The 20,967-nt window shown below is 60.1% G+C and carries 14 protein-coding genes; 5 read left to right on the forward strand and 9 right to left on the reverse strand.

Annotated elements, in window-relative coordinates; all coding sequences use genetic code 11:
* The 4 genes from PMI18_RS08165 to PMI18_RS08150 all read right to left on the reverse strand — a co-directional run.
* Positions 1-1,636: acetyl-CoA carboxylase biotin carboxylase subunit (locus PMI18_RS08165; RefSeq protein ID WP_007904065.1), on the reverse strand; the 1,636-nt coding region annotated here is incomplete at its 3' end.
* Positions 1,636-2,451 carry a gamma-carboxygeranoyl-CoA hydratase gene (locus PMI18_RS08160; RefSeq protein ID WP_007904070.1) on the reverse strand — a complete coding sequence of 272 codons (816 nt, stop codon included), beginning with the start codon at positions 2,449-2,451 and terminating at the stop codon, positions 1,636-1,638. The genes PMI18_RS08160 and PMI18_RS08165, both read right to left, overlap by 1 nt.
* Before the next feature lie 115 nt (positions 2,452-2,566).
* Entirely contained in the window at positions 2,567-4,174 is a 1,608-nt protein-coding gene (locus PMI18_RS08155) for a carboxyl transferase domain-containing protein (protein WP_007904072.1), read from the reverse strand.
* 12 nt (positions 4,175-4,186) lie between these two features.
* Entirely contained in the window at positions 4,187-5,350 is a 1,164-nt protein-coding gene (locus PMI18_RS08150; RefSeq protein WP_007904074.1) for an isovaleryl-CoA dehydrogenase, read from the reverse strand.
* A gap of 328 nt (positions 5,351-5,678) precedes the next feature.
* Between PMI18_RS08150 and PMI18_RS08145 the strand changes: the two genes are divergently transcribed.
* The gene (locus PMI18_RS08145) at positions 5,679-7,373 is read left to right on the forward strand and encodes an AMP-binding protein (RefSeq protein WP_007904075.1); all 1,695 of its coding nucleotides are present in this window, start codon (positions 5,679-5,681) and stop codon (positions 7,371-7,373) included.
* A gap of 657 nt (positions 7,374-8,030) precedes the next feature.
* Here the strand turns inward: PMI18_RS08145 and PMI18_RS08140 are convergent.
* The 3 genes from PMI18_RS08140 to PMI18_RS08130 all read right to left on the reverse strand — a co-directional run bounded on the left by PMI18_RS08140 (position 8,031) and on the right by PMI18_RS08130 (position 10,576).
* Complete coding sequence (locus PMI18_RS08140; RefSeq protein ID WP_007904076.1) at positions 8,031-8,930, reverse strand: hydroxymethylglutaryl-CoA lyase; 900 nt, start codon at positions 8,928-8,930, stop codon at positions 8,031-8,033.
* A 129-nt stretch (positions 8,931-9,059) separates the two neighbouring features.
* Complete coding sequence (locus tag PMI18_RS08135; RefSeq protein WP_007904077.1) at positions 9,060-9,458, reverse strand: MerR family transcriptional regulator; 399 nt, start codon at positions 9,456-9,458, stop codon at positions 9,060-9,062.
* Between the two features lie 188 nt (positions 9,459-9,646).
* Positions 9,647-10,576, reverse strand: coding sequence for a LysR family transcriptional regulator (locus tag PMI18_RS08130; protein WP_007904083.1), 930 nt, complete (start codon positions 10,574-10,576; stop codon positions 9,647-9,649).
* 164 nt (positions 10,577-10,740) lie between these two features.
* On the opposite strand from PMI18_RS08130, the gene PMI18_RS08125 reads away from it, so the two are divergent.
* Entirely contained in the window at positions 10,741-11,970 is a 1,230-nt protein-coding gene (locus PMI18_RS08125) for an acyl-CoA dehydrogenase (RefSeq protein ID WP_007904085.1), read from the forward strand.
* Positions 11,971-12,135: 165 nt separating this feature from the next.
* On the opposite strand, the gene PMI18_RS08120 is transcribed toward PMI18_RS08125, so the two are convergent.
* Both PMI18_RS08120 and xthA read right to left on the reverse strand, forming a co-directional pair.
* On the reverse strand, positions 12,136-13,476 hold the full coding sequence (locus tag PMI18_RS08120; protein ID WP_007904086.1) for a substrate-binding domain-containing protein: 1,341 nt from the start codon (positions 13,474-13,476) through the stop codon (positions 12,136-12,138).
* Positions 13,477-13,672: 196 nt separating this feature from the next.
* Positions 13,673-14,485 (reverse strand): exodeoxyribonuclease III, encoded by an 813-nt coding sequence (xthA, locus tag PMI18_RS08115; protein WP_007904090.1) that lies wholly within the window; start codon positions 14,483-14,485, stop codon positions 13,673-13,675.
* A 331-nt stretch (positions 14,486-14,816) separates the two neighbouring features.
* On the opposite strand from xthA, the gene PMI18_RS08110 reads away from it, so the two are divergent.
* The 3 genes from PMI18_RS08110 (at position 14,817) to PMI18_RS08100 (ending at position 20,925) form a co-directional block, all read left to right on the forward strand.
* Entirely contained in the window at positions 14,817-15,467 is a 651-nt protein-coding gene (locus tag PMI18_RS08110; protein ID WP_007904091.1) for a GNAT family N-acetyltransferase, read from the forward strand.
* A gap of 65 nt (positions 15,468-15,532) precedes the next feature.
* Positions 15,533-17,260, forward strand: coding sequence for an autotransporter assembly complex protein TamA (locus tag PMI18_RS08105; RefSeq protein WP_007904105.1), 1,728 nt, complete (start codon positions 15,533-15,535; stop codon positions 17,258-17,260).
* The gene (locus PMI18_RS08100) at positions 17,257-20,925 is read left to right on the forward strand and encodes a translocation/assembly module TamB domain-containing protein (protein ID WP_007904107.1); all 3,669 of its coding nucleotides are present in this window, start codon (positions 17,257-17,259) and stop codon (positions 20,923-20,925) included. Before PMI18_RS08105 ends, PMI18_RS08100 begins: the two co-directional genes overlap by 4 nt.
* The last annotated feature ends 42 nt before the right edge of the window (positions 20,926-20,967 follow it).

Genomic DNA, 20,967 nt, shown 5'->3' on the forward strand with positions numbered 1-20,967 from the left:
CCCGATGCTGGCGGCGAAAGCCGTTGTGTTCGGTCAGCAGGTATTCACCCTTGAGCTGCGCGGTATGAGCGTCGGCATCGCCCAGGGTCAGCGCCCGGTCTTGCTCTTCGCAACTCAAATGCAGGGTGATTTCTGTTGGCATTCCGGCACGGAATCCGTTGCCGATACCCCAAGGCGAACTCAGGTCATCAGCGCGGGTCGTGCTCGACTGACTCTGGGCAAATGCCTGCGCGGCCGCTTGCCAGAATTCATCGCTGAGGTCTGAAGGTGCTGGCAGCAGTTGTTCCTGATAACGCGGAATAAACCCGGTATCCAGCTCCGCCGCGGCAAATGCCGGGTGGCCGACGATTCGGCGCAGGAAGTTGATGTTGGTCTTCAGTCCGCCAATGGCAAACTCATCAAGCATGCTTAGCAAGCGCAGCCGCGCCTGTTCACGGTCTTCGCCCCAGGCAATCAGCTTGCCGAGCATCGGGTCGTAGAAGGGCGAAATCTCGTCGCCTTCTTCGACACCACTGTCGACGCGACGCCCCGGTCCTGCGGCGGATTCACGATACAGCGCCAGACGCCCGGTCGCCGGTAGAAAATCGTTGCCCGGGTCTTCGGCATACAGCCGTACTTCAATCGCATGGCCGATCAGCGGCACCTGGTCTTGAGTCATCGGCAGCGCTTCACCGCGGGCCACGCGAATCTGCCAGGCCACCAGATCGAGGCCGGTGATGGCTTCGGTGACCGGGTGTTCAACTTGCAGGCGCGTGTTCATCTCCATGAAGAAGAACTCACCGCGCGCATCCAGCAAAAACTCCACGGTGCCGGCGCCGACGTAACCGATGGCCTGTGCCGAGCGCACAGCGGCTTCGCCCATGGCTCGACGCAGTTCCGGGCTCAGACCCGGAGCCGGGGCTTCTTCGACGACTTTCTGATGCCGACGCTGGATCGAGCAATCACGTTCGTTGAGGTATAGGCAGTTGCCATGCTGGTCGGCGAATACCTGGATTTCCACGTGGCGTGGCTTGAGCAGGTACTTCTCCACCAACATCCGCGAGTCGCCGAACGAGGACAGCGCTTCACGTTGCGCCGAGGCCAGGGCTTCGGCCAGTTGGCTGACGTCCTCGACGACTTTCATGCCTTTGCCACCGCCGCCCGCCGTGGCCTTGAGCAGCACCGGATAACCGATGCGTGCGCAGGCGTCGCGGAAGGTTTCGAGGTCTTGGGCTTCGCCGTGATAGCCGGGTACCAGTGGCACGCCTGCGGTTTCCATCAAGGCTTTGGCCGCGGACTTGCTGCCCATGGCGTCGATGGCCGAGGCGGGCGGGCCGAGAAAAATCAGGCCGGCCGCTTCGATTGCGCGGGCGAACCCGGCGTTTTCCGAGAGAAAGCCGTAGCCCGGATGAATCGCCTGGGCGCCGCTGGCTTTCGCAGCGGCGATCAGTTTGTCGATTTGCAGGTAACTGTCGGCGGCTTTGCTGCCGCCCAGGTCAACGCGGATATCGGCTTCGCGGCTGTGCCGGGCATCCCGGTCGGTGGCGCTGTGCACGGCCACGGTGGTCAGGCCCAGGGCTTTGGCGGTGCGCATCACCCGGCAAGCGATTTCGCCGCGGTTGGCCACCAGCAAGGTGGTGAGAACAGGTGCGCTCATCAACGCGGCTCCTTGAGGGTGGTTTCGGCTTGCCAGGTTGGCGAGCGTTTTTGCAGGAAGGCGCGCAGGCCTTCCTGGCCTTCGGGGCTGACGCGGATTCGGGCGATGGCGTTTTCGGTGTAGCGTCGCAGCGCCGGAGTCAGCGCGCCATGGCCGACTTCACGCAGCAAGTCCTTGCTGGCGCGCATGGCCGCCGGACTGTTGAGCAGCAGGTTGTCGATCCACTGATCGACTTTCTGTTCCAGTTCAGCCATCGGGTAACTCTCCGACAACAAGCCGATTTCCCGAGCCCGTTGCCCGCCGAAACGTTCGGCGGTCAAGGCATAGCGCCGTGCCGCGCGCTCGCCGATGGCTTGCACCACGAATGGGCTGATGACCGCCGGTGCCAGGCCGATGCGCACTTCCGACAGGCAGAACTGCGCGTCATCGGCGCCGATGGCCATGTCGCAGCAACTGATCAGGCCCAGCGCGCCGCCATAGGCCGCGCCTTGTACCACCGCCACGGTCGGGATTTTCAGCTTGGCGAGGTTGTACATCAACTCCGCCAGTTCCCGGGCGTCGTCGAGGTTGGTGTGGTAATCGAGTTCGGCCGATTGCTGCATCCAGGCCAGATCGGCACCGGCGCTGAAATGCTTGCCGCGCCCACGGATCAGCAGAAAACGCAGGCTGGCATCGCTCGACACTTTGTCCAGCGCGAGGATCAGTTCGCGGATCATTTCGGCGTTGAAGGCGTTGTTTTTTTCTTCGCGGCTGAGCCACAAGGTCGCAAAACCCCTTGGATCGCTCAGCAGTTCGAGGGTGTTGAAGTCGCTCATGTTTGTCCGTCTCCACAACTCATGTGGGAGCAGGCTTGCTCGCGAAGAACGATAACGCGGTGCATCAGGTAAACCGCGGTGAATCCTTCGCGAGCAAGCCCGCTCCCACAGAAAATCACATCCGGAACACGCCGAAGCGGCTCGGTTCGATTGGCGCATTCAGCGATGCCGACAAGGCCAGGGCCAGCACGTCGCGGGTCTGCGCCGGGTCGATGACACCGTCGTCCCACAGCCGCGCACTGGAATAATAGGGATGCCCCTGTTCTTCGTATTGATCGAGGATCGGTTGCTTGATCTCGGCTTCCTGCTCGGCGCTGAAACCATGACCACTGCGTTCGGCTTGTTCACGCTTGACCTGCACCAGCACGCCCGCCGCCTGTTCGGCCCCCATCACGCCGATCCGCGCGTTCGGCCACATCCACAGGAAGCGTGGATCGTAGGCTCGCCCGCACATGCCGTAGTTACCGGCGCCGAAGCTGCCGCCGATGATCACGGTGAATTTCGGCACCTTCGCGCAGGCCACGGCGGTCACCAGTTTCGCGCCGTGCTTGGCGATGCCGCCGGCTTCGTATTTCTGGCCGACCATGAAACCGGTGATGTTTTGCAGGAACAGCAACGGGATGCCGCGCTGGCAGGCCAGTTCGATGAAGTGCGCGCCTTTCTGCGCGGCTTCGGCGAACAGGATGCCGTTGTTGGCGAGGATCGCGATCGGGTAACCGTGCAGGTGGGCAAAACCGCACACCAATGTCGTGCCGAACAATGCCTTGAACTCATCGAACACCGAGCCGTCCACCAGCCGCGCGATCACTTCGCGCACGTCGAACGGTTGCTTGGCGTCCGCCGACACCACGCCATACAACTCGTCGCTGCTGTACAGCGGCGCGATCGGCGTGCGTTGTTGCAGTTCACCTAGCTTGCGCCAATTGAGGTTGGCGACGCTGCGCCGGGCCAAGGCGAGGGCATGTTCATCGCTCTCGGCGTAATGGTCGGCGACACCGGAAATCTTGCAGTGCACATCGGCCCCGCCGAGGTCTTCGGCGCTGACCACTTCACCCGTCGCGGCTTTCACCAGCGGTGGGCCGGCGAGAAAAATCGTTGCTTGCTGACGAACCATGATCGCTTCATCGGCCATCGCTGGTACATAAGCGCCCCCGGCGGTGCAGGAGCCCATGACCACCGCAATCTGCGGAATGCCCAAGGCGCTCATGTTGGCCTGGTTGAAGAAGATCCGCCCGAAGTGTTCGCGGTCCGGGAACACTTCATCCTGACGCGGCAAGTTGGCGCCGCCGGAGTCCACCAGATAGATGCAGGGCAGGCGATTTTGTTGGGCGATGGTTTGCGCGCGCAGGTGTTTTTTCACGGTCAGCGGGTAATACGAGCCGCCTTTCACGGTGGCATCGTTGGCGACGATCATGCATTCGACGCCTTCCACCCGACCGATACCGGCAATCACACCAGCGGCGGGAACGTCTTCGCCGTACACCGCGTAGGCCGCCAGTTGGCTGATTTCGAGAAATGGCGAACCCGGATCGAGCAGGCGATTGATCCGCTCACGGGGCAGCAGTTTGCCCCGCGATGTGTGGCGCTCTTGAGCCTTCGGGCCGCCACCTTGCTGCACTTGCGCGAGCAGGGTATGCAGGGCGTCGACCTGTTTGAGCATTGCCGCGCTGTTGGCCGCGAACTCCGCCGAACGGGGGTTGAGCTGGGTATGCAGGATAGCCATGTGCAGCTCCGTTTAGCGGGTTTCGTTGAACAGTTCGCGACCGATGAGCATGCGACGGATCTCACTGGTGCCGGCACCGATTTCATACAGCTTGGCGTCACGCAGCAGACGACCGGCCGGGAATTCGTTGATGTAGCCGTTGCCACCGAGAATCTGGATCGCGTCGAGGGCCATTCGGGTCGCGCATTCGGCGCTGTAGAGGATGACTCCGGCGGCGTCCTTGCGGGCGGTTTCGCCACGCTCGCACGCCTGGGCCACCGCATAGAGGTAGGCGCGACTGGCATTGAGTTGGGTGTACATGTCGGCGACTTTGCCCTGGATCAACTGGAATTCGCCGATGCTTTGGCCGAACTGTTTGCGGTCGTGAATGTACGGAACGATCAAGTCCATGCAGGCCTGCATGATCCCGGTCGGGCCACCGGAAAGCACCACGCGCTCGTAGTCGAGGCCGCTCATCAGTACTTTCACGCCACCGTTGAGCACGCCGAGGATGTTTTCTTCCGGGACTTCGACGTCATCGAAAAACAGCTCGCAGGTGTTCGACCCGCGCATGCCGAGCTTGTCGAATTTGTTGCTGCGGCTGAAGCCTTTGGAATCACGTTCAACGATGAACGCGGTGATGCCGTGCGGCCCTTTTTCCAGGTCGGTCTTGGCGTAGATCACGTAGGTGTTGGCGTCAGGGCCGTTGGTGATCCAGGTTTTGCTGCCGTTGAGTACGTAGTGGTCGCCACGTTTATCGGCGCGCAGTTTCATCGACACCACGTCGGAACCGGCATTCGGTTCGCTCATGGCCAAGGCACCGATGTGCTCGCCGCTGATCAGTTTTGGCAGGTATTTGCTTTTCTGTTCGTGAGTGCCGTTGCGGTTGATCTGGTTGACGCAAAGGTTGGAGTGGGCGCCGTAGGACAGGGCGACCGAGGCCGAGCCACGGCTGATTTCTTCCATGGCGACGACGTGCGCCAGGTAACCCAGGCCCGCACCGCCGTACTCTTCCGGCACGGTAATACCCAGCAGGCCCATGTCGCCGAATTTGCGCCACAGGTCGGCAGGGAACAGGTTGTCGATGTCGATCTGAGCGGCGCGCGGGGCGATCTCTTTGGCGACGAAGGACTGAACCTGATCGCGCAGCATGTCGATGGTTTCACCGAGGGCAAAGTTCAGGGATGGGTAGCTCATGGGGCACCTTTTGGCTTTTTTGTAGGGTGGGGAGGGCAGTGATTCGGCTCTCACCTTTACGTTAACGTAAGCCTGTGACGAATGGCTGTCAATCACCCTTTACGTTAACGTCAACTTGAGCGAGAGTAGAGCCAGTTCTGAAAGACCAGCGTCGCACTCTGTGGCGAGGGAGCTTGCTCCCGCTCGAGCGCGAAGCGGTCGCAAATTGGTAAGTAAGGTGGATTAGACAGTACCTGATTTGCTGATAGCGACTGCTGTGCAGCCGAGCGGGAGCAAGCTCCCTCGTCACACAAGCCTCGCTCCTACAATAAAGACAATAGGGGTCGTCATGGATCAACCCAGTGCAAGCCCGCAGCGCAGCTATACCCGTGGTTCCCAGGACAAAGCCTTGCTGGCGATGACCATCGGGCAGGCGTTCGATAATACGGTCGCGCAATACCCGAACGGGGAGGCGCTGGTCGTGCGCCATCAGCGGTTGCGCTACACCTGGCAGCAGCTGTCAGAGACCGTCGACCTGCACGCCAGAGCATTTTTGGCGTTGGGCTTGCAGGCCGGTGACCGGCTCGGCATCTGGGCGCCGAACTGTGCCCAGTGGTGCATCAGCCAGTTCGCCAGCGCGAAAATCGGCGTGATCCTGGTCAACATCAACCCGGCTTACCGCAGTTCCGAACTCGAATACGTGTTGAAGCAGTCCGGTTGCCAATGGCTGGTCTGTGCCGGTGCCTTCAAGACCTCCGACTATCACGGCATGTTGCAAGGATTGGTTCCGGAACTGGCGGAGCAATCCATCGGCCAGTTGCAGAGCGAACGCCTGCCGGAACTGCGCGGGGTGATCAGCCTGGATGCGCAGCCGCCATCGGGTTTCCTGCCGTGGTCGCAGCTGACCGATCTGGCGGCGAGCGTGTCGGTCGAGCAATTGCGCGAACGTCAGGACAGTCTGCATTTCGATCAAGCGGTAAACATCCAATACACCTCCGGCACCACCGGTTTCCCCAAGGGCGCGACCCTCAGTCATTACAACATTCTCAACAACGGTTACATGGTCGGCGAAAGCCTCGGGCTGACGGCCAATGATCGGCTGGTGATTCCGGTGCCGCTGTATCACTGCTTCGGCATGGTCATGGGCAACCTCGGCTGCGTCACCCACGGCAGTACCATGATTTATCCCAACGACGCTTTCGATCCATTGCTGACGCTGAGCACCGTCGCCGAAGAAAAAGCCACCGCGCTTTACGGCGTACCGACCATGTTCATCGCCATGCTCGATCAGCCCAAGCGCGCCGAATTTGATCTGTCGAGCCTGCGCACCGGGATCATGGCCGGCGCGACCTGCCCGATCGAGGTGATGCGCCGGGTTATCAATGAAATGCACATGAGCGAAGTGCAGATTGCCTACGGCATGACGGAAACCAGCCCCGTGTCTTTGCAGACCGGTCCGTCAGACGAGCTGGAATTGCGCGTCACCACCGTTGGCCGAACACAGCCGCAACTGGAAAGCAAAATCATCGACGAGGCGGGCAACCTGGTACCACGTGGCACCATCGGTGAGCTGTGTACCCGGGGCTACAGCGTGATGCTCGGCTACTGGAATAACCCGCAAGGCACCGCCGAGGCTATCGATGAGGCGGGCTGGATGCACACCGGCGATCTGGCGAGCATGAACGACGAAGGCTACGTGTGCATCGCCGGGCGTAACAAAGACATGATCATCCGCGGCGGTGAGAATATTTACCCAAGGGAGCTGGAAGAGTTCTTCTTCACCCATCCGGCGGTAGCGGACGTGCAGGTGATCGGCATTCCTTGTTCCCGTTATGGTGAAGAGATCGTCGCCTGGATCAAATTTCACCCGGGCCACAGCGCGACCGAGCAGGAACTGCAAGCCTGGTGTAAGGAGCGCATCGCGCACTTCAAGACGCCGCGTTACTTCAAGTTCGTCGAGGAGTTTCCGATGACGGTGACCGGCAAGATCCAGAAGTTCCGGATGCGTGAGATCAGCATCGAGGTGCTCAAAGCGATACCGTAGGAGCGAGGCTTGCCCGCGAAGGCGTCTGGTCAGTCGACATCAATGTTGAATGACCAATCGCCTTCGCGGGCAAGCCTCGCTCCTACAGGTACAGGCTTCGTGAAACGCAGAAAGCACAAAGGGGAGCCGAAGCTCCCCTTTAATTTTGTCGTTACGTGCTCTTTTTTTATTATTGAGGGGCGGTCTGTTGTTGTTTTTGGTAACCGTGGCCCTTTACCGCTGTTTTTGTCGATCCCCATCCGGGATCAAGAGCAAACGTATTTTTTTGAGCGCTGATCTACTTTTTCGCTAAGCGATCCAACCAGTTCGGGAGCTACCTGAAGGTAGTTTTATTGTTCTCTGCCCGGTTGCGGGTTACTTCGAAAAGCACCCTGAAAAGCACATCCTCTCCAAAAAAATCTGTTAGCTGCGTCTCTGCCGTGTTGTTCTTGTTATGTCAGAGTCGTTACGTCTTATTTTTATTGGTTTGCAGTTTTTATTCTTGTTATGCCATAGAGATAGCAGAAGCCGTGCCAACTTTTAAAAACCCTTTAAATTCAATGCTTTGGGTTTTTCGTAGGATTTTTCATCCAACCCAAACCCGACAATTTGTTTCCGTGTTACTCGCTTGCGCCCACGTTTCTGCACACCCGGTAACACCCGGACACATCCACACTGTCACTGTGCGCTGCGAGCCTTGGCCACGCGTGAACCGGTAGGGCGCCCCAGCACCGCGCAAATCTGTTGGCCGGCCCGAATCAAGGCATCCAGGTCGACTCCGGTCTCGATACCCAGGCCGTTGAGCAGGTAAACCACGTCTTCGGTCGCGACATTACCGCTGGCGCCCTTGGCGTACGGGCAGCCGCCGAGGCCGGCGATGGAGCTGTCGAACACCGCGATGCCTTCCAGCAGGCTCGCGTAGATGTTGGCCATGGCCTGGCCATAGGTATCGTGAAAGTGCCCGGCCAGTTTTTCACGTGGCACATCGGCCGAGACCACTTCGAACATCTTGCGGGTCGCGCCAGCGGTGCCGGTGCCGATGGTGTCTCCCAGCGAAACCTCGTAGCAGCCCATGGCATAAAGCTCACGAGCAACCTGGGCGACTTGTGCAGGTGCGACGTCACCTTCGTAAGGGCAGCCCAGCACGCAGGACACGTAACCGCGCACGCTGACGCCGTGTTGTCTGGCGGCGTCCATGATTGGCACGAAGCGCTCCAGGCTTTCGCTGATCGAGCAATTGATGTTGCGCTGGGAAAACGATTCGGACGCTGCGGCAAACACGGCGACTTCCTTGACCCCGGCGGCGATGGCATCTTCAAAGCCCCGCAGGTTGGGGGCGAGGGCACCATAGGTCACGCCCGGCTTGCGCTGGATCTGCGCGAAGACCTCGGCGGAGCCGGCCATTTGCGGCACCCATTTGGGCGAGACGAAACTGCCGACTTCTATATAGCCCAGGCCTGCGGCGGTCAGTGCGTCAACCAGTTGCACCTTGTCCGCAACGCTGATGGGCTGGGCTTCGTTTTGCAGACCGTCGCGGGGGCCGACTTCGACCAGGCGTACGTGGGTGGGTAGAGACATGGCAATGGACCTGTTGAAATTGTATGAATGTTCACAGAACCCTGTAGGAGCTGAGCTTGCTCGCGAAAGCGTCAGGTCAGTCGACATCAATGTTGAAGGACATAGCGCTTTCGCGAGCAAGCTCAGCTCCTACACGAGCTGCTGGCTTTTGATCGTCTGTTCCAGCGCCTGAGTACAGCGCTCTTCGGCCGTATCGAGCTCCAGTTTCATCTGTTCGATGTCCAGCAGTTGCTGTTCGAGTTGTTCCCGACGCTCGGCGATTTTCGCCAGCATGCTGTGCAGTTGCTTGGTGTTACCGCTGGAGGGGTCATAGAGTTCGATCAGCTCGCGGCATTCGGCCAGGGAAAAACCAATGCGCTTGCCTCGCAGAATCAGCTTCAGGCTGACCTTGTCACGGGGCGAATAAATGCGTTCCTGGCCGCGGCGCTCGGGGCTGAGCAGGCCTTGCTCTTCATAGAAGCGAATGGCCCGGGTGGTGATGTCGAGCTCGCGGGCGAGGTCGGAAATGCTATAGGTCTGGCTGCTCATGGAAGCGCTCGAAAAAGGTCATGGCGCTAAGCTAATGGCAGGTTGACGTTTACGTCAAGGGGCATGGATTTATGGTGCTGCTGACGGCCTCTTCGCGGGCAAGCCTCGCTCCTACAGGTTTGGTGTCGATCATTTAACCTTGTAGGAGCGAGGCTTGCCCGCGAAGAACGATGACGCGGTCCAAAGCCCTACACCTTATCGAGCTTCTTCTCATGCGCCGTAACCTGCTGACACAACTCGATCATTTGCTCGCGCATCCAGCGGTTGGCCGGGTCCTGGTCGGTGCTTTCGTGCCAGTAGAGGTGGGTTTCCACCGGCGGAACCTCTTTAACCGGCAGGTTCACCGCGTACAAGTCATGGCGACGGGCGAAGCGTTCCGGCACGGTCATGACCATGTCAGTCTGTTGCAACACCTGGGATGCCATCAGGTAATGCTGGGAGCGCAGGGCGATCTTGCGCTGGATGCCCATTTTGCCCAGGGCGAGGTCGACATAGCCCAGACCGCTGCGGCGGCTGGAGATATGGATGTGGGTCAGGGACAGATAATCGTCGAGGGTGAATTTCTCTTTGCCCGCCAACGGATGGCCCTTGCGCATGGCGCACACGTAACGATCCTCCATCAACTTGACGTGACGCACCTGCGGGTCGGTGTTGAGCGGCGCATCCACCGCGAAATCGAGACGCCCGGCCGCCAGTTCCTTGGTGGTCTCGCGACGTTTGGACAAGAAGCTTTCGATGATCACTGTCGGCGCCAGGCGTCGCAGGCGCTGGAACAGCGGCGGCAGAATCACCGCTTCAGTGAGGTCGGTCATGCTGATGCGGTAGGTCTTGACCGCCTGTAACGGGTTGAAAATGCGGCTTTCCTGCACCGACACCCGCAGCAAGGAGAGAGCGTTGCGCACGGGGCCGATGATGTTCTGCGCCATCGGCGTGGGCACCATGCCTTGGGCGGTGCGCACGAAAAGCGGATCGTTGAAGGTTTCGCGCAGGCGGGCCAGAGCGTTCGAGACTGCCGGTTGAGTAATGCCGACAATCTGCCCGGCGCGTGTCAGGTTGGCTTCGGTGTAGATCGCGTCGAAGACGATGAAAAGGTTGAGGTCGACCTTGCTCAGATTCATTGCGCTGCGCTCTCTGCTCTTGTTTTAGGAAGGTAGCTCGATCAGTCGATCATATATCGGTGATGAATGTTAATACACGCCGAGAATAGGCTAGGTAAATTATCAACGCTGTTCTAGCATCGATTGCATGACCTGAACAACCTCCCTTTAGAAGGTAGCTGCCCATGGATTTCGCTTATTCGCCCAAAGTGCAAGAACTGCGTGAGCGCGTGACTGCGTTCATGGACACCTACGTTTATCCCGCTGAAGCGGTGTTCGAACGCCAGGTCGCCGAGGGCGATCGCTGGCAGCCGACAGCGATCATGGAAGAACTCAAACTCAAGGCCAAAGCTGAAGGCCTGTGGAATTTGTTTCTGCCTGAATCCGAACTCGGCGCCGGCCTGACCAACCTCGAATACGCGCCATTGGCGGAAATCATGGGCCGCTCGCTGCTCGGTCCTGAACCGTTCAACTGCTCCGCCCCGGACACCGGCAACATGGAAGTGCTGGTGCGTTACGCCAATGAAGAGCAGAAGCAACGCTGGCTCGAACCGCTGTTGCGCGGCGAGATCCGTTCGGCGTTCGCCATGACCGAGCCTGACGTGGCCTCGTCCGACGCCACCAACATGGCCGCCCGCGCCGTGCGTGATGGCGACGAATGGGTGATCAACGGCAAGAAATGGTGGACCTCTGGCGCCTGCGATCCACGCTGCAAGATCCTGATCTTCATGGGCCTGAGCAATCCGGATGCGCCGCGCCATGCGCAGCACTCGATGATTCTGGTGCCGGTGGATACCCCCGGCGTGAAGATTGTGCGTCCGCTGCCGGTGTTCGGTTACGACGATGCGCCTCACGGCCACGCCGAAGTGCTGTTCGAAAACGTCCGGGTGCCGTACGAAAACGTCCTGTTGGGTGAAGGACGCGGCTTCGAAATTGCCCAAGGTCGCCTCGGCCCGGGCCGGATTCACCACTGCATGCGTTCGATCGGCATGGCCGAGCGTGCGTTGGAGCTGATGTGCAAACGTGCGGTCGACCGCACCGCGTTCGGCAAACCCCTGGCGCGTCTGGGCGGTAACATCGACAAAATCGCCGACTCGCGGATGGAGATCGACATGGCGCGCCTGCTGACGTTGAAAGCCGCGTACATGATGGACACCGTTGGCAACAAGGTGGCGAAGAGCGAAATCGCGCAGATCAAAGTCGTCGCGCCGAACGTGGCATTGCGGGTGATCGACCGGGCGATCCAGATCCATGGCGGGGCAGGGGTTTCCAACGATTTCCCGCTGGCCTACATGTATGCCATGCAACGCACGCTACGCCTGGCCGACGGCCCGGACGAAGTGCACCGCGCGGCGATCGGCAAGTTCGAAATCGGCAAATATGTGCCGAAGGAAATGATGCGTAGCGGTCAGTAAGACGGGTGGGCTTTTGTGGCGAGGGAGCTTGCTCCCGCTGGGGCGCGAAGCGGCCCTGAAATACGGCAATCCGGTTGTTTCAGATGTACGGGATCGCCTGGTTTTACGACTGCTTCGCAGCCGAGCGGGAGCAAGCTCCCTCGCCACAGTTGTTCGCATTCTGGTTCAATACACCCAAACCTCAACCCGCCGATTCTTGATCCGCCCTTCATCCCCGCTGTTGGTCGCCACCGGCATCTCGGCGCCGAAACCGCGAATCTCGCGAAACACCACGCCGCTTTTCACCAGTTCTCGTCGCACCGCCATGGCCCGCAGTTTCGACAGCAGGTCTGCCCGCGCCGGGTCGCTCTTGGCGTCGCCAAACCCCACCAGCGTCACCTGCCCATTGGTTTTGTCGTGCTGCTTTATATAGTCGAGCACCCGCGACAGGTCCTGTCGGGCCTTGTTGTCCAGCGTCGCGCTGCCTTCTTCGAAACGAAAATTCACCGTCAGCCGCTGGGCATGGCGACTGAGTGCCTGATAACCCTCGGGCATCAGCGCATTCGGTGTGACGGCCATGGCCTGAACGGTCTGTGCGATAAAGCCATTGGCCGCGACGATCGCCTGGCCTTTGCTGCTTTGGGCAAACTTCACCAAGGCCTTAGCCCAGGGATTTTTCCCATTCGGCGGCAGGTAAAAGAACAGCCGACGGGATAGCGGGTAATCTTCCGTCGCGATCAGGCTATTGAGCGGCAGCATGGCCTGGGAGTCGCCATCGACAATGGCCACGGCTTTGGCCTGGCGTACATAAGGCAAACCGATGAAGCCGATGCCTTGCGGGTCGAGACTGACGGCATCGGACAATTGCTCGCTGGATTCGAAGCGTTTCGCGTTACTGCTCAGGGTTTTCCCATGCGGGCTGAGGACCAGTTCCTTGAACGTGTCATAGGTGCCCGATTGATCATCCCGCGCATAGAGATGAATCGTCCCACCGGTGCCGCCGAGTTCTTCCCAGGTTTTCGCTTCGCCACTGAAAATACGCGCCAGTTGCACGGTGTTGAGTTGCTTCAGCGGATTGTGCGGATGAAGGATGATTGCCAGCCCGTCGATGGCGATGACTTGTTCGGCAACCGGGCTTTTCAGGTCGCCTAGCGGTTCGAGATCCACCCGTTCGCTGTCCTTGATCGGGCGCGACGAGGCCGCGAGATCGGCAGAGGCGTTTTTCAGGGCTTTAAACCCGGTGCTGGAACCGTGGGCCGCGACCTCCACCTCGACTCGGCGTCCCTGAACGGTTTCGCCGACGATGCGTTGTTCGTTGGCTTTGTCCGGGGTTTCGCGATGAACCTTGAGCAAGCCCTGTTCACGCATCAAGCCCTCGACCAGCGCCGGGCCCAATGCTGCGCCAATAGTGTTGGAGCCCTGAATACGCAATATCGGGCCACGTTCGGGCGTCGGAAAATCGCCGGCCGACGCCGACGCCGACAGCACAGCGCCGAGCAGCAACAGGAACAACACGCGCAGCGTCATGCCGGTACCTAATGAAGCCAAAGAAAGTGCCGGGAGAATAAGTCAGTAAGGTTTCTGAACGATGACAGTGATCGTTCCCACGCTCTGCGTGGGAACGCCGCCGGGGACGCTCCGCGTTCCGCTCTTAAATGTGACGCAGAGCGTCACGGGATGCATTCCCACGCAGAGCGTGGGAACGATCAGCAACGCCGCCGGATCAGCTCAACTCAAGCCAGATCGGCGCGTGATCGGAGGGTTTTTCCATACCGCGCAAATCGTAATCCACGCCCGCGTCCTTAACCCGCGGCAACAATCCATGGGACGCCATGATCAGGTCAATCCGCAGCCCGCGCTTGGGCTCATCCTCAAAACCGCGGCTACGGTAGTCAAACCAGCTGAAACGGTCGGCAACGTCCGGGTTCAGGTGACGGAAGCTGTCCACCAGGCCCCAATTCTTCAGGCGGGCCATCCATTCGCGTTCTTCGGGCAGGAAGCTGCATTTGCCGGTTTTCAGCCAGCGCTTCATGTTGTCCGGGCCGATGCCGATGTCGCAGTCTTCCGGGGAAATGTTCACATCGCCCATAACCACAATCGGCTGGTCGTTACTGAACTGGCTTTCCAGCAACTGCTGCAAATCGCTGTAGAAACGTTGCTTGGCCGGGAATTTGGTGGGGTGATCGCGGCTTTCGCCCTGCGGGAAATAGCCGTTCATGATGGTTACCGGCACGCCATTGGCGTCGGCGAACGTGCCCCAGATGAAGCGCCGCTGAGCGTCTTCTTCGTCAGTGGCGAAACCTTTGTACAGCGCAATCGGCTCCCGGCGCGAGAGCAGGGCCACGCCGTAGTGGCCTTTCTGCCCATGGAAATGCACGTGATAACCCAGTGCTTGAACCTCGGCCAGGGGAAACTGGTCGTCGTGGACCTTGGTTTCCTGCAACCCGATCACGTCCGGATTATGTTTTTCAATCAGCGCCGCCAGCTGATGCGGGCGAGCGCGCAGCCCGTTGATGTTGAAGGAGACGATCTTCATGGTCGGCAGTCCTGGCAAAAGTGCGATGCTAGCTGACATGTAGGAATGGGGCCAGCCTTGGGGTGAGGCGATTCGTTGTGTTCTGTCAGAGATGTGTTGGCAGATCGGGCCTCTTCGCGGGCGAGCCTCGCTCCTACAAATTGGGTGTCGATCATTTAATCGTGGCTCGACGCGAACCTTGTAGGAGCGAGGCTTGCCCGCGAAGGCGTCAGCCCGGTCGATGAAGATCCCGGCTTGGTCTATACCTGTGTGGGGAACTGTGAAGCCACCCAAAGGCTCGTACCAATAAGAACGCGGCCTTCTGAGCCGCGCCCAGGGGAGAACTACCGTTATGCCCGAAACCTCGACCGTCATCGCCGATATCCACATGCTCGACAGCGGCTATTCCCGCGAAGCACGTTCCCTGTTGTACCAGGCGTACCGGCACGAGCCGACGTTTGGCTACCTGTTCGAAGCCGAGCGTCCCGGTTATGAACAGCGGGTGCGGGCGACGGTGCGCGAACTGGTCAAACAACACTTTTTGCAGGATTTGCCGGCCATCGGCCTGCTGGTCAACGACCGCTTGATCGGCATCGCCCTGATTGCACCGCCACAACGCCGCCTAGGCATTACCGAAAGCTGGGCCTGGCGCCTGCGGATGGTGCTAAGCACCGGGTTTCGCTGTACCCGACGCTACCTCGATTACCACGCCGCCGTGATGGCGTGCGTGCCGTCCGACTCGGTGCATGTCCTGCCATTGTTGGGGGTTCATCCGCAATTCCAGGGCAAGCACTTTGGCGAGCAATTGCTGCAGGCAGTCCATAACTGGTGCGCGGTCGATGAACACTCCCAAGGCGTGATCCTCGACACCGGGAATCCTCGTTATCTGGAGTTCTATAAGCGTCAGGGCTACGAGGAAATCGGCGAAGTGGCCGTAGGACCGATTCGTGAACACGTATTTTTCCACGCCAACCCGCAGGTGTTACAAACAGCAACGGGATAAAGGTAGAACTTTCAGCGCACGCCAGGCTCTATCACGCTCCCAAGCTCGTGATAGCATCCGCGCCTATGAAGTTTCCACGAAGATTTACCAGTGGCGTGCTGATGCTGATCTCCAGCTGCGCGGCGCTGGCGCAAAGTGAATTGGATGTGCGGATCAAACCGTCCAACGATGAACTGAAGGCCAATATAGAAGGCTATATCGGTAGCCTCGGCGATCGCGATGAAGAAGCCTTGCTGCGCTTCAGCCGTGGCGCCGAAGAACAGGCGCGCAAGGCCGCCCAGGCCTTGGGTTATTACCAGCCGCAAATCGACAGCGACGTGAAGGGCGGCAAGACGCCGCGCCTGGTGTTGAATATCGACCCTGGCGAGCCGATCCATTTGCGCAACGTCACGGTGCGCATCGACGGTCCGGCGGCCTCGTTCAAATCCTTTCGTGTACCGAAAAGCGACCTGCTCAAACCCGGCGCGGTGCTTAACCATGGCCGTTACGAAGACGCCAAGCGGCTGATCCAGAACCAGGCCTCGCGCTACGGCTATTTCAGTGGGCGCTTCACCCGCCAGAAACTGTTGGTGGACCCGCAGGCTGGTGTCGCCGACATCGAATTGATCTACGACAGCGGCCCGCGCTATGCGCTGGGCAAGGTCAGTTTTGAAGGCGACACGCCGTTCGACGAAGACCTGCTGCAACGCATGGTGCCGTTCAAGGCCGGTGCGCCCTATGACTCTGAACTGATCGCCGAACTCAATCAGGCGCTGCAATCGAGCGGTTATTTCGAGGGCGTGCGCGTCGACGCGGCGCCGACCGCGTCCAAGGACGAGGTGATCCCGGTGGCGGTCAAACTGGAAACCCGCAAGCCTCGGACCATGGGCCTCGGTCTGGGCTTTTCCACGGACGTCGGTCCACGGGTCAAAGCCAACTGGACCCGCCACTGGGTTAATCCTCAGGGGCACAGCTATGGCTGGGAGGCGGAGATTTCGGCGCCACGGCAGAACGTCGGGCTGTTTTACGACGTTCCGCTGGACCCGCCATTGACCGACAAACTGCGCTTTGCCGGTGGTTATCAATATGAAGAAATCGCTGGCACCGACACCCTCAGCAAACTGCTGACCCTCGGCCCCGAATGGCACAGCAAATTGCCCAGCGGCTGGCAGCGGGTGGTGTCGCTCAAGTGGCAACGCGAGGAGTACAAACTGGGCGACGACTCGGGGCTCAGCACCTTACTGATGCCCGGCGTGAGCTATTCGTACCTCAAAAGCGACAACCGCATCGATCCGCACAACGGTTATCGCCTGCAATTCGAAACCAAAGTCGCCAAGGAAGGATTAGGTTCGGACACTAACTTGCTCTATGGCACGGCGCTGGTCAAAGGCCTGACCACGGTCTTCGATAAACACCGTTTACTCGGTCGGGTGCAGGTCGGCGGCAGCGCCACCAACGGCTACAAATCGGTGCCGCCGTCCTTGCGCTTCTTCGCCGGTGGCGATCAGAGCGTGCGCGGTTACGACTACCAGAGTCTGTCTCCGGAAAACTCCGATGGCGACCGTATCGGTGGCCGCTACATGGTGGCCGGCAGCGTCGAGTATCAATACTCCATCGCCGAAAAATGGCGGGTCGCGACCTTCATCGACCAGGGCAACTCCTTCAACACACTTGAACTGCCGAACCTCAAGACCGGGGTCGGTATTGGTGTGCGCTGGGTCTCACCGGTGGGGCCGATTCGCCTCGACCTGGCCCACGCGATGGACGACGACGGCGGCATTCGATTGCACTTTTCCATGGGGCCTGAGCTGTGAAGCGTGGTTTGAAAATAACGCTGCTGGCGATTCCGGCACTGCTGATGCTGGTCGTGCTGACACTGGTCACCGTGCTGGGCTCTCCGACGGGCAGTCGCTGGGCGCTCGGGTTTGTGCCGGGTTTGACCGTGGAGAATTTCCAGGGCCGTTTGGGTGGGCAGTGGAGCGCCGATCATCTAGTGTGGCAGCAGGACAGCAGCCGGGTTGAGCTGAACAAAGCGATTTTCGCCTGGTCGCCGCTGTGCCTGATGCGCATGACGTTGTGCATCGAGCAATTGCAGGCGGAGCAGGTCAGCCTGCAATTCCCGCCGGGCGTGGAAGAGGAAAGCAGCGGGCCGATCAGTCTGCCGGACTTGAAATTGCCGCTGGCCATCGAATTGGGCGACGTCAAAGTCGGCCGCCTGCTGTTCAACGGCAGTGAAGAGCTCAAGGGCCTGCAACTGGCAGCGCACTGGACCGAGAAGGGTTTGAAGATCGATTCGGTGTACTTGCAGCGTGATGAGCTGAGCCTGAACCTGTCCGGCCTGTTGCAACCGAGCGGTAACTGGCCGCTGACCGCTGAAGGCAAGCTGACGCTGCCGGCGCCCGAGCCTTGGACACTGGCCCTGAAGGTCGATGGCGATCTATTGAAAACCCTGAACCTTAAAGCCGACAGCAGCGGCTACCTGAACGGGCAACTCACCGGCGAGTTGCAACCGCTGGTGGAAAACCTCCCGGCCAAAGTGCGCATCACCGCCGACGGCTTCAAACCTGGCGCCGATCTGCCGGATACCTTGCAACTCAATCAACTGGAGCTCACCGGCGACGGCGACCTGAAAAACGGTTACCAATTGCTCGGCAAAGCCACGTTACCCGCAGAGCAAGGCCCGGTTGCGCTGTTGCTGCAAGGCAAGGTCGACGCCAAGGGCGCGCAGATCGCCGGCCTTGATTTGACGGCCAACGACAAACAAAGCCTCAAGCTCACCGGGCAAGTGGACTGGAGCAAAGGCCTGAGCGCTGATGCAAAAATCGACTGGCTGGACTTCCCGTGGCACCGTCTCTATCCGCTGATCGACGAGCCGCAAGTGGCGCTGCGCAGCTTCAACGGTGAGGTCTCCTACACCGACGGCAACTACATCGGTAACTTCAAAGCCGCACTGGATGGCCCGGCCGGGGCGTTCAGTCTGAACAGCCCGTTCAGCGGCAACCTCACCCAAATCCATCTGCCGCAATTCAAGCTTGAAGCCGGGCAGGGCAAGGCCGAAGGGCACCTGAATCTGCAGTTTGCCGACGGTATCGCCTGGGATACGGCGCTGGACCTCTCGGCAATCAACCCGGCGTACTGGCTCGCGGAGTTGCCAGGCACCTTGGCTGGGCCATTGCGTAGCAAAGGTGAGATGAAGAACGAAACGCTCAGCCTGACCGCCGACCTGGACCTGAAAGGCAAGCTGCGCGGGCAACCGGCGGTGTTGCAAGCCAAGGCTGATGGCGCCGGCGAGCAGTGGAACCTCAATACCTTGCAGATTCGCCTCGGCGACAACAGCATCAACGGCAAAGGCAGCCTGCAACAGAAGCTCGCCGGCCAGATCGACATTAAAATGCCGCGACTGGCCCAGCTCTGGCCGCAGCTGCGCGGTCAGCTCAATGGCCGGGTCGATGTTGCCGGCACGCTCAAGGCGCCTCAAGGCAAGCTCGGTCTGCAAGGCACGCAACTGGCCTTCGAAGACAATCGCCTGCAAAGCCTCAATCTGGACGCGACCCTCGACAGTGCCCAGCGGGCGAAGATCGATCTCAAGGGCAGCGGCATTCAGACCGGCGACACGTCACTGGGCACATTGACCGCCAGCGGTCAGGGTGACATCAAAAACCAGAAACTGGCCCTCGACCTGCAAGGACCAAAGCTGAAACTGGCGCTCGGTCTCGACGGCACGCTGGACAAGGGCAATTGGCGCGGGCGTCTGGCCAGTGGGGTTATTCAGGCTGGCGGTCAGGACTGGAAACTGCAAAATCCGGCGAAGCTTGAGCGACTGGCGGACGGCAAGATCAACTTCGGCGCCCATTGCTGGATGTCTGGCCCGGCTAGCCTGTGCGGCGAAGACCAGCGCTTGATGCCCGAGCCGAAACTGCGTTACCACCTCAAGCAGTTCCCCATCGACAGCCTTGCGCAGTGGTTGCCGAAGGATTTCGCCTGGAAGGGCAAGCTCAACGCCGACCTGCAACTGGACTTGCCGGCCAGCGGTCCGAACGGCCAGATCAGTATCGACGCCAGCGGCGGCACCTTGCGTATGCGCGAGAAGGAGCAATGGCTGGACTTCCCGTACCAGACCCTGAAACTCACCAGCAAACTCACGCCAAAACGCATCGACACCGACCTCAACTTTGTCGGCGGCAAGCTCGGTGAACTGATGGTTCAGGCGCAAATCAATCCGCTACCGAAGAACAAACCGCTGACCGGTTCATTCCGCCTCAGTGGTCTGGACTTGTCGGTGGCGCGGCCGTTTGTGCCGATGGTCGAGAAACTCACCGGGCATTTGAGCGGCAGCGGCACATTGTCCGGCAGACTACTGGCGCCGCTGGTCAATGGCAACCTTGAGCTGCGCGACGGTGAAATCTCCGGGCCTGAGTTGCCGATGGCGCTCGAAGCCTTGCAACTTCAAGCCGTGATTGCCGGCGAAACCGTGCAACTGAACGGCGGCTGGAAAAGCGGCAAGAGCGGGCAGGGCAGCCTCAATGGCAACATCGCCTGGGGGCAGGCGCTGGTGGTGGATCTGGCGCTCAAGGGCTCGCAGTTGCCGGTCGCCGTCGAGCCCTACGCCGCGCTGGAAGTCGCGCCGGACCTGAAGATCTCCATGAAGGACGACAAACTGGCAATTGTCGGCAAAGTGCTGGTGCCCAAGGGTGAAATCACCGTGCGCGAACTGCCGCCATCGACGGTCAAAGTCTCCGATGACACGGTGATCGTCGGTCAGCAGACTGAAGAGGGCAAACCACCGATGGCCATGGCGATGGACATCGATGTGGTGGTCGGGCAGGACAAACTCAGCTTTGCCGGCTTCGGCCTGACCGCCAACCTGCAAGGTCAGGTGCACATTGGCGACAACATGGACACTCGTGGCGAGCTGTGGCTCAACGACGGGCGTTACCGCGCCTACGGTCAGCGACTGACGGTGCGCCGGGCGCGCCTGTTGTTTGCAGGTCCCATCGATCAGCCGTATCTGGACATCGAAGCGATTCGCCAGACCGACGATGTCATTGCTGGTATTCGCCTGAGTGGCAGCGCCGAGCAGCCGACTACGCAGATCTTTTCCGAACCGGCGATGAGTCAGGAGCAGGCGTTGTCTTATCTGGTGCTGGGGCGTCCTTTGAGCACTACCGGTGAAGACAACAACATGCTCGCCCAGGCCGCTCTCGGGTTGGGTTTGATGGGCAGTTCCGGCGTGACCAGCGGGTTGGCTAAGGAACTGGGCATTCAGGACTTCCAGCTCGATACCCAAGGCAGCGGCGCCAACACCGCCGTGGTGGCCAGCGGCAACATCTCGGAAAAACTCAGCCTGCGCTATGGCGTCGGCGTGTTCGAACCGGCCAACACCATTGCCTTGCGCTACAAACTGAGCAAAAAAGTCTACCTCGAAGCCGCCAGCGGCGTGGCCAGTTCGCTGGACATCTTCTACAAGCGGGATTTCTAACTCCCCGTTCCCTTCCAGATACCGCGTCGCCCCCAATCGCGG

The sequence above is a fragment of the Pseudomonas sp. GM102 genome (assembly GCF_000282555.1).
Taxonomy (GTDB): domain Bacteria; phylum Pseudomonadota; class Gammaproteobacteria; order Pseudomonadales; family Pseudomonadaceae; genus Aquipseudomonas.

Coding starts and splice junctions, on each gene's coding strand:
- PMI18_RS08105 (WP_007904105.1), top strand. CDS start 15,533: ATGAAGTTTCCACGAAGATTTACCAGTGGCGTGCTGATGCTGATCTCC.
- PMI18_RS08160 (WP_007904070.1), bottom strand. CDS start 2,451: ATGAGCGACTTCAACACCCTCGAACTGCTGAGCGATCCAAGGGGTTTT.
- PMI18_RS08125 (WP_007904085.1), top strand. CDS start 10,741: ATGGATTTCGCTTATTCGCCCAAAGTGCAAGAACTGCGTGAGCGCGTG.
- PMI18_RS08120 (WP_007904086.1), bottom strand. CDS start 13,476: ATGACGCTGCGCGTGTTGTTCCTGTTGCTGCTCGGCGCTGTGCTGTCG.
- PMI18_RS08145 (WP_007904075.1), top strand. CDS start 5,679: ATGGATCAACCCAGTGCAAGCCCGCAGCGCAGCTATACCCGTGGTTCC.
- PMI18_RS08135 (WP_007904077.1), bottom strand. CDS start 9,458: ATGAGCAGCCAGACCTATAGCATTTCCGACCTCGCCCGCGAGCTCGAC.
- PMI18_RS08110 (WP_007904091.1), top strand. CDS start 14,817: ATGCCCGAAACCTCGACCGTCATCGCCGATATCCACATGCTCGACAGC.
- PMI18_RS08130 (WP_007904083.1), bottom strand. CDS start 10,576: ATGAATCTGAGCAAGGTCGACCTCAACCTTTTCATCGTCTTCGACGCG.
- PMI18_RS08150 (WP_007904074.1), bottom strand. CDS start 5,350: ATGAGCTACCCATCCCTGAACTTTGCCCTCGGTGAAACCATCGACATG.
- PMI18_RS08155 (WP_007904072.1), bottom strand. CDS start 4,174: ATGGCTATCCTGCATACCCAGCTCAACCCCCGTTCGGCGGAGTTCGCG.
- PMI18_RS08140 (WP_007904076.1), bottom strand. CDS start 8,930: ATGTCTCTACCCACCCACGTACGCCTGGTCGAAGTCGGCCCCCGCGAC.
- xthA (WP_007904090.1), bottom strand. CDS start 14,485: ATGAAGATCGTCTCCTTCAACATCAACGGGCTGCGCGCTCGCCCGCAT.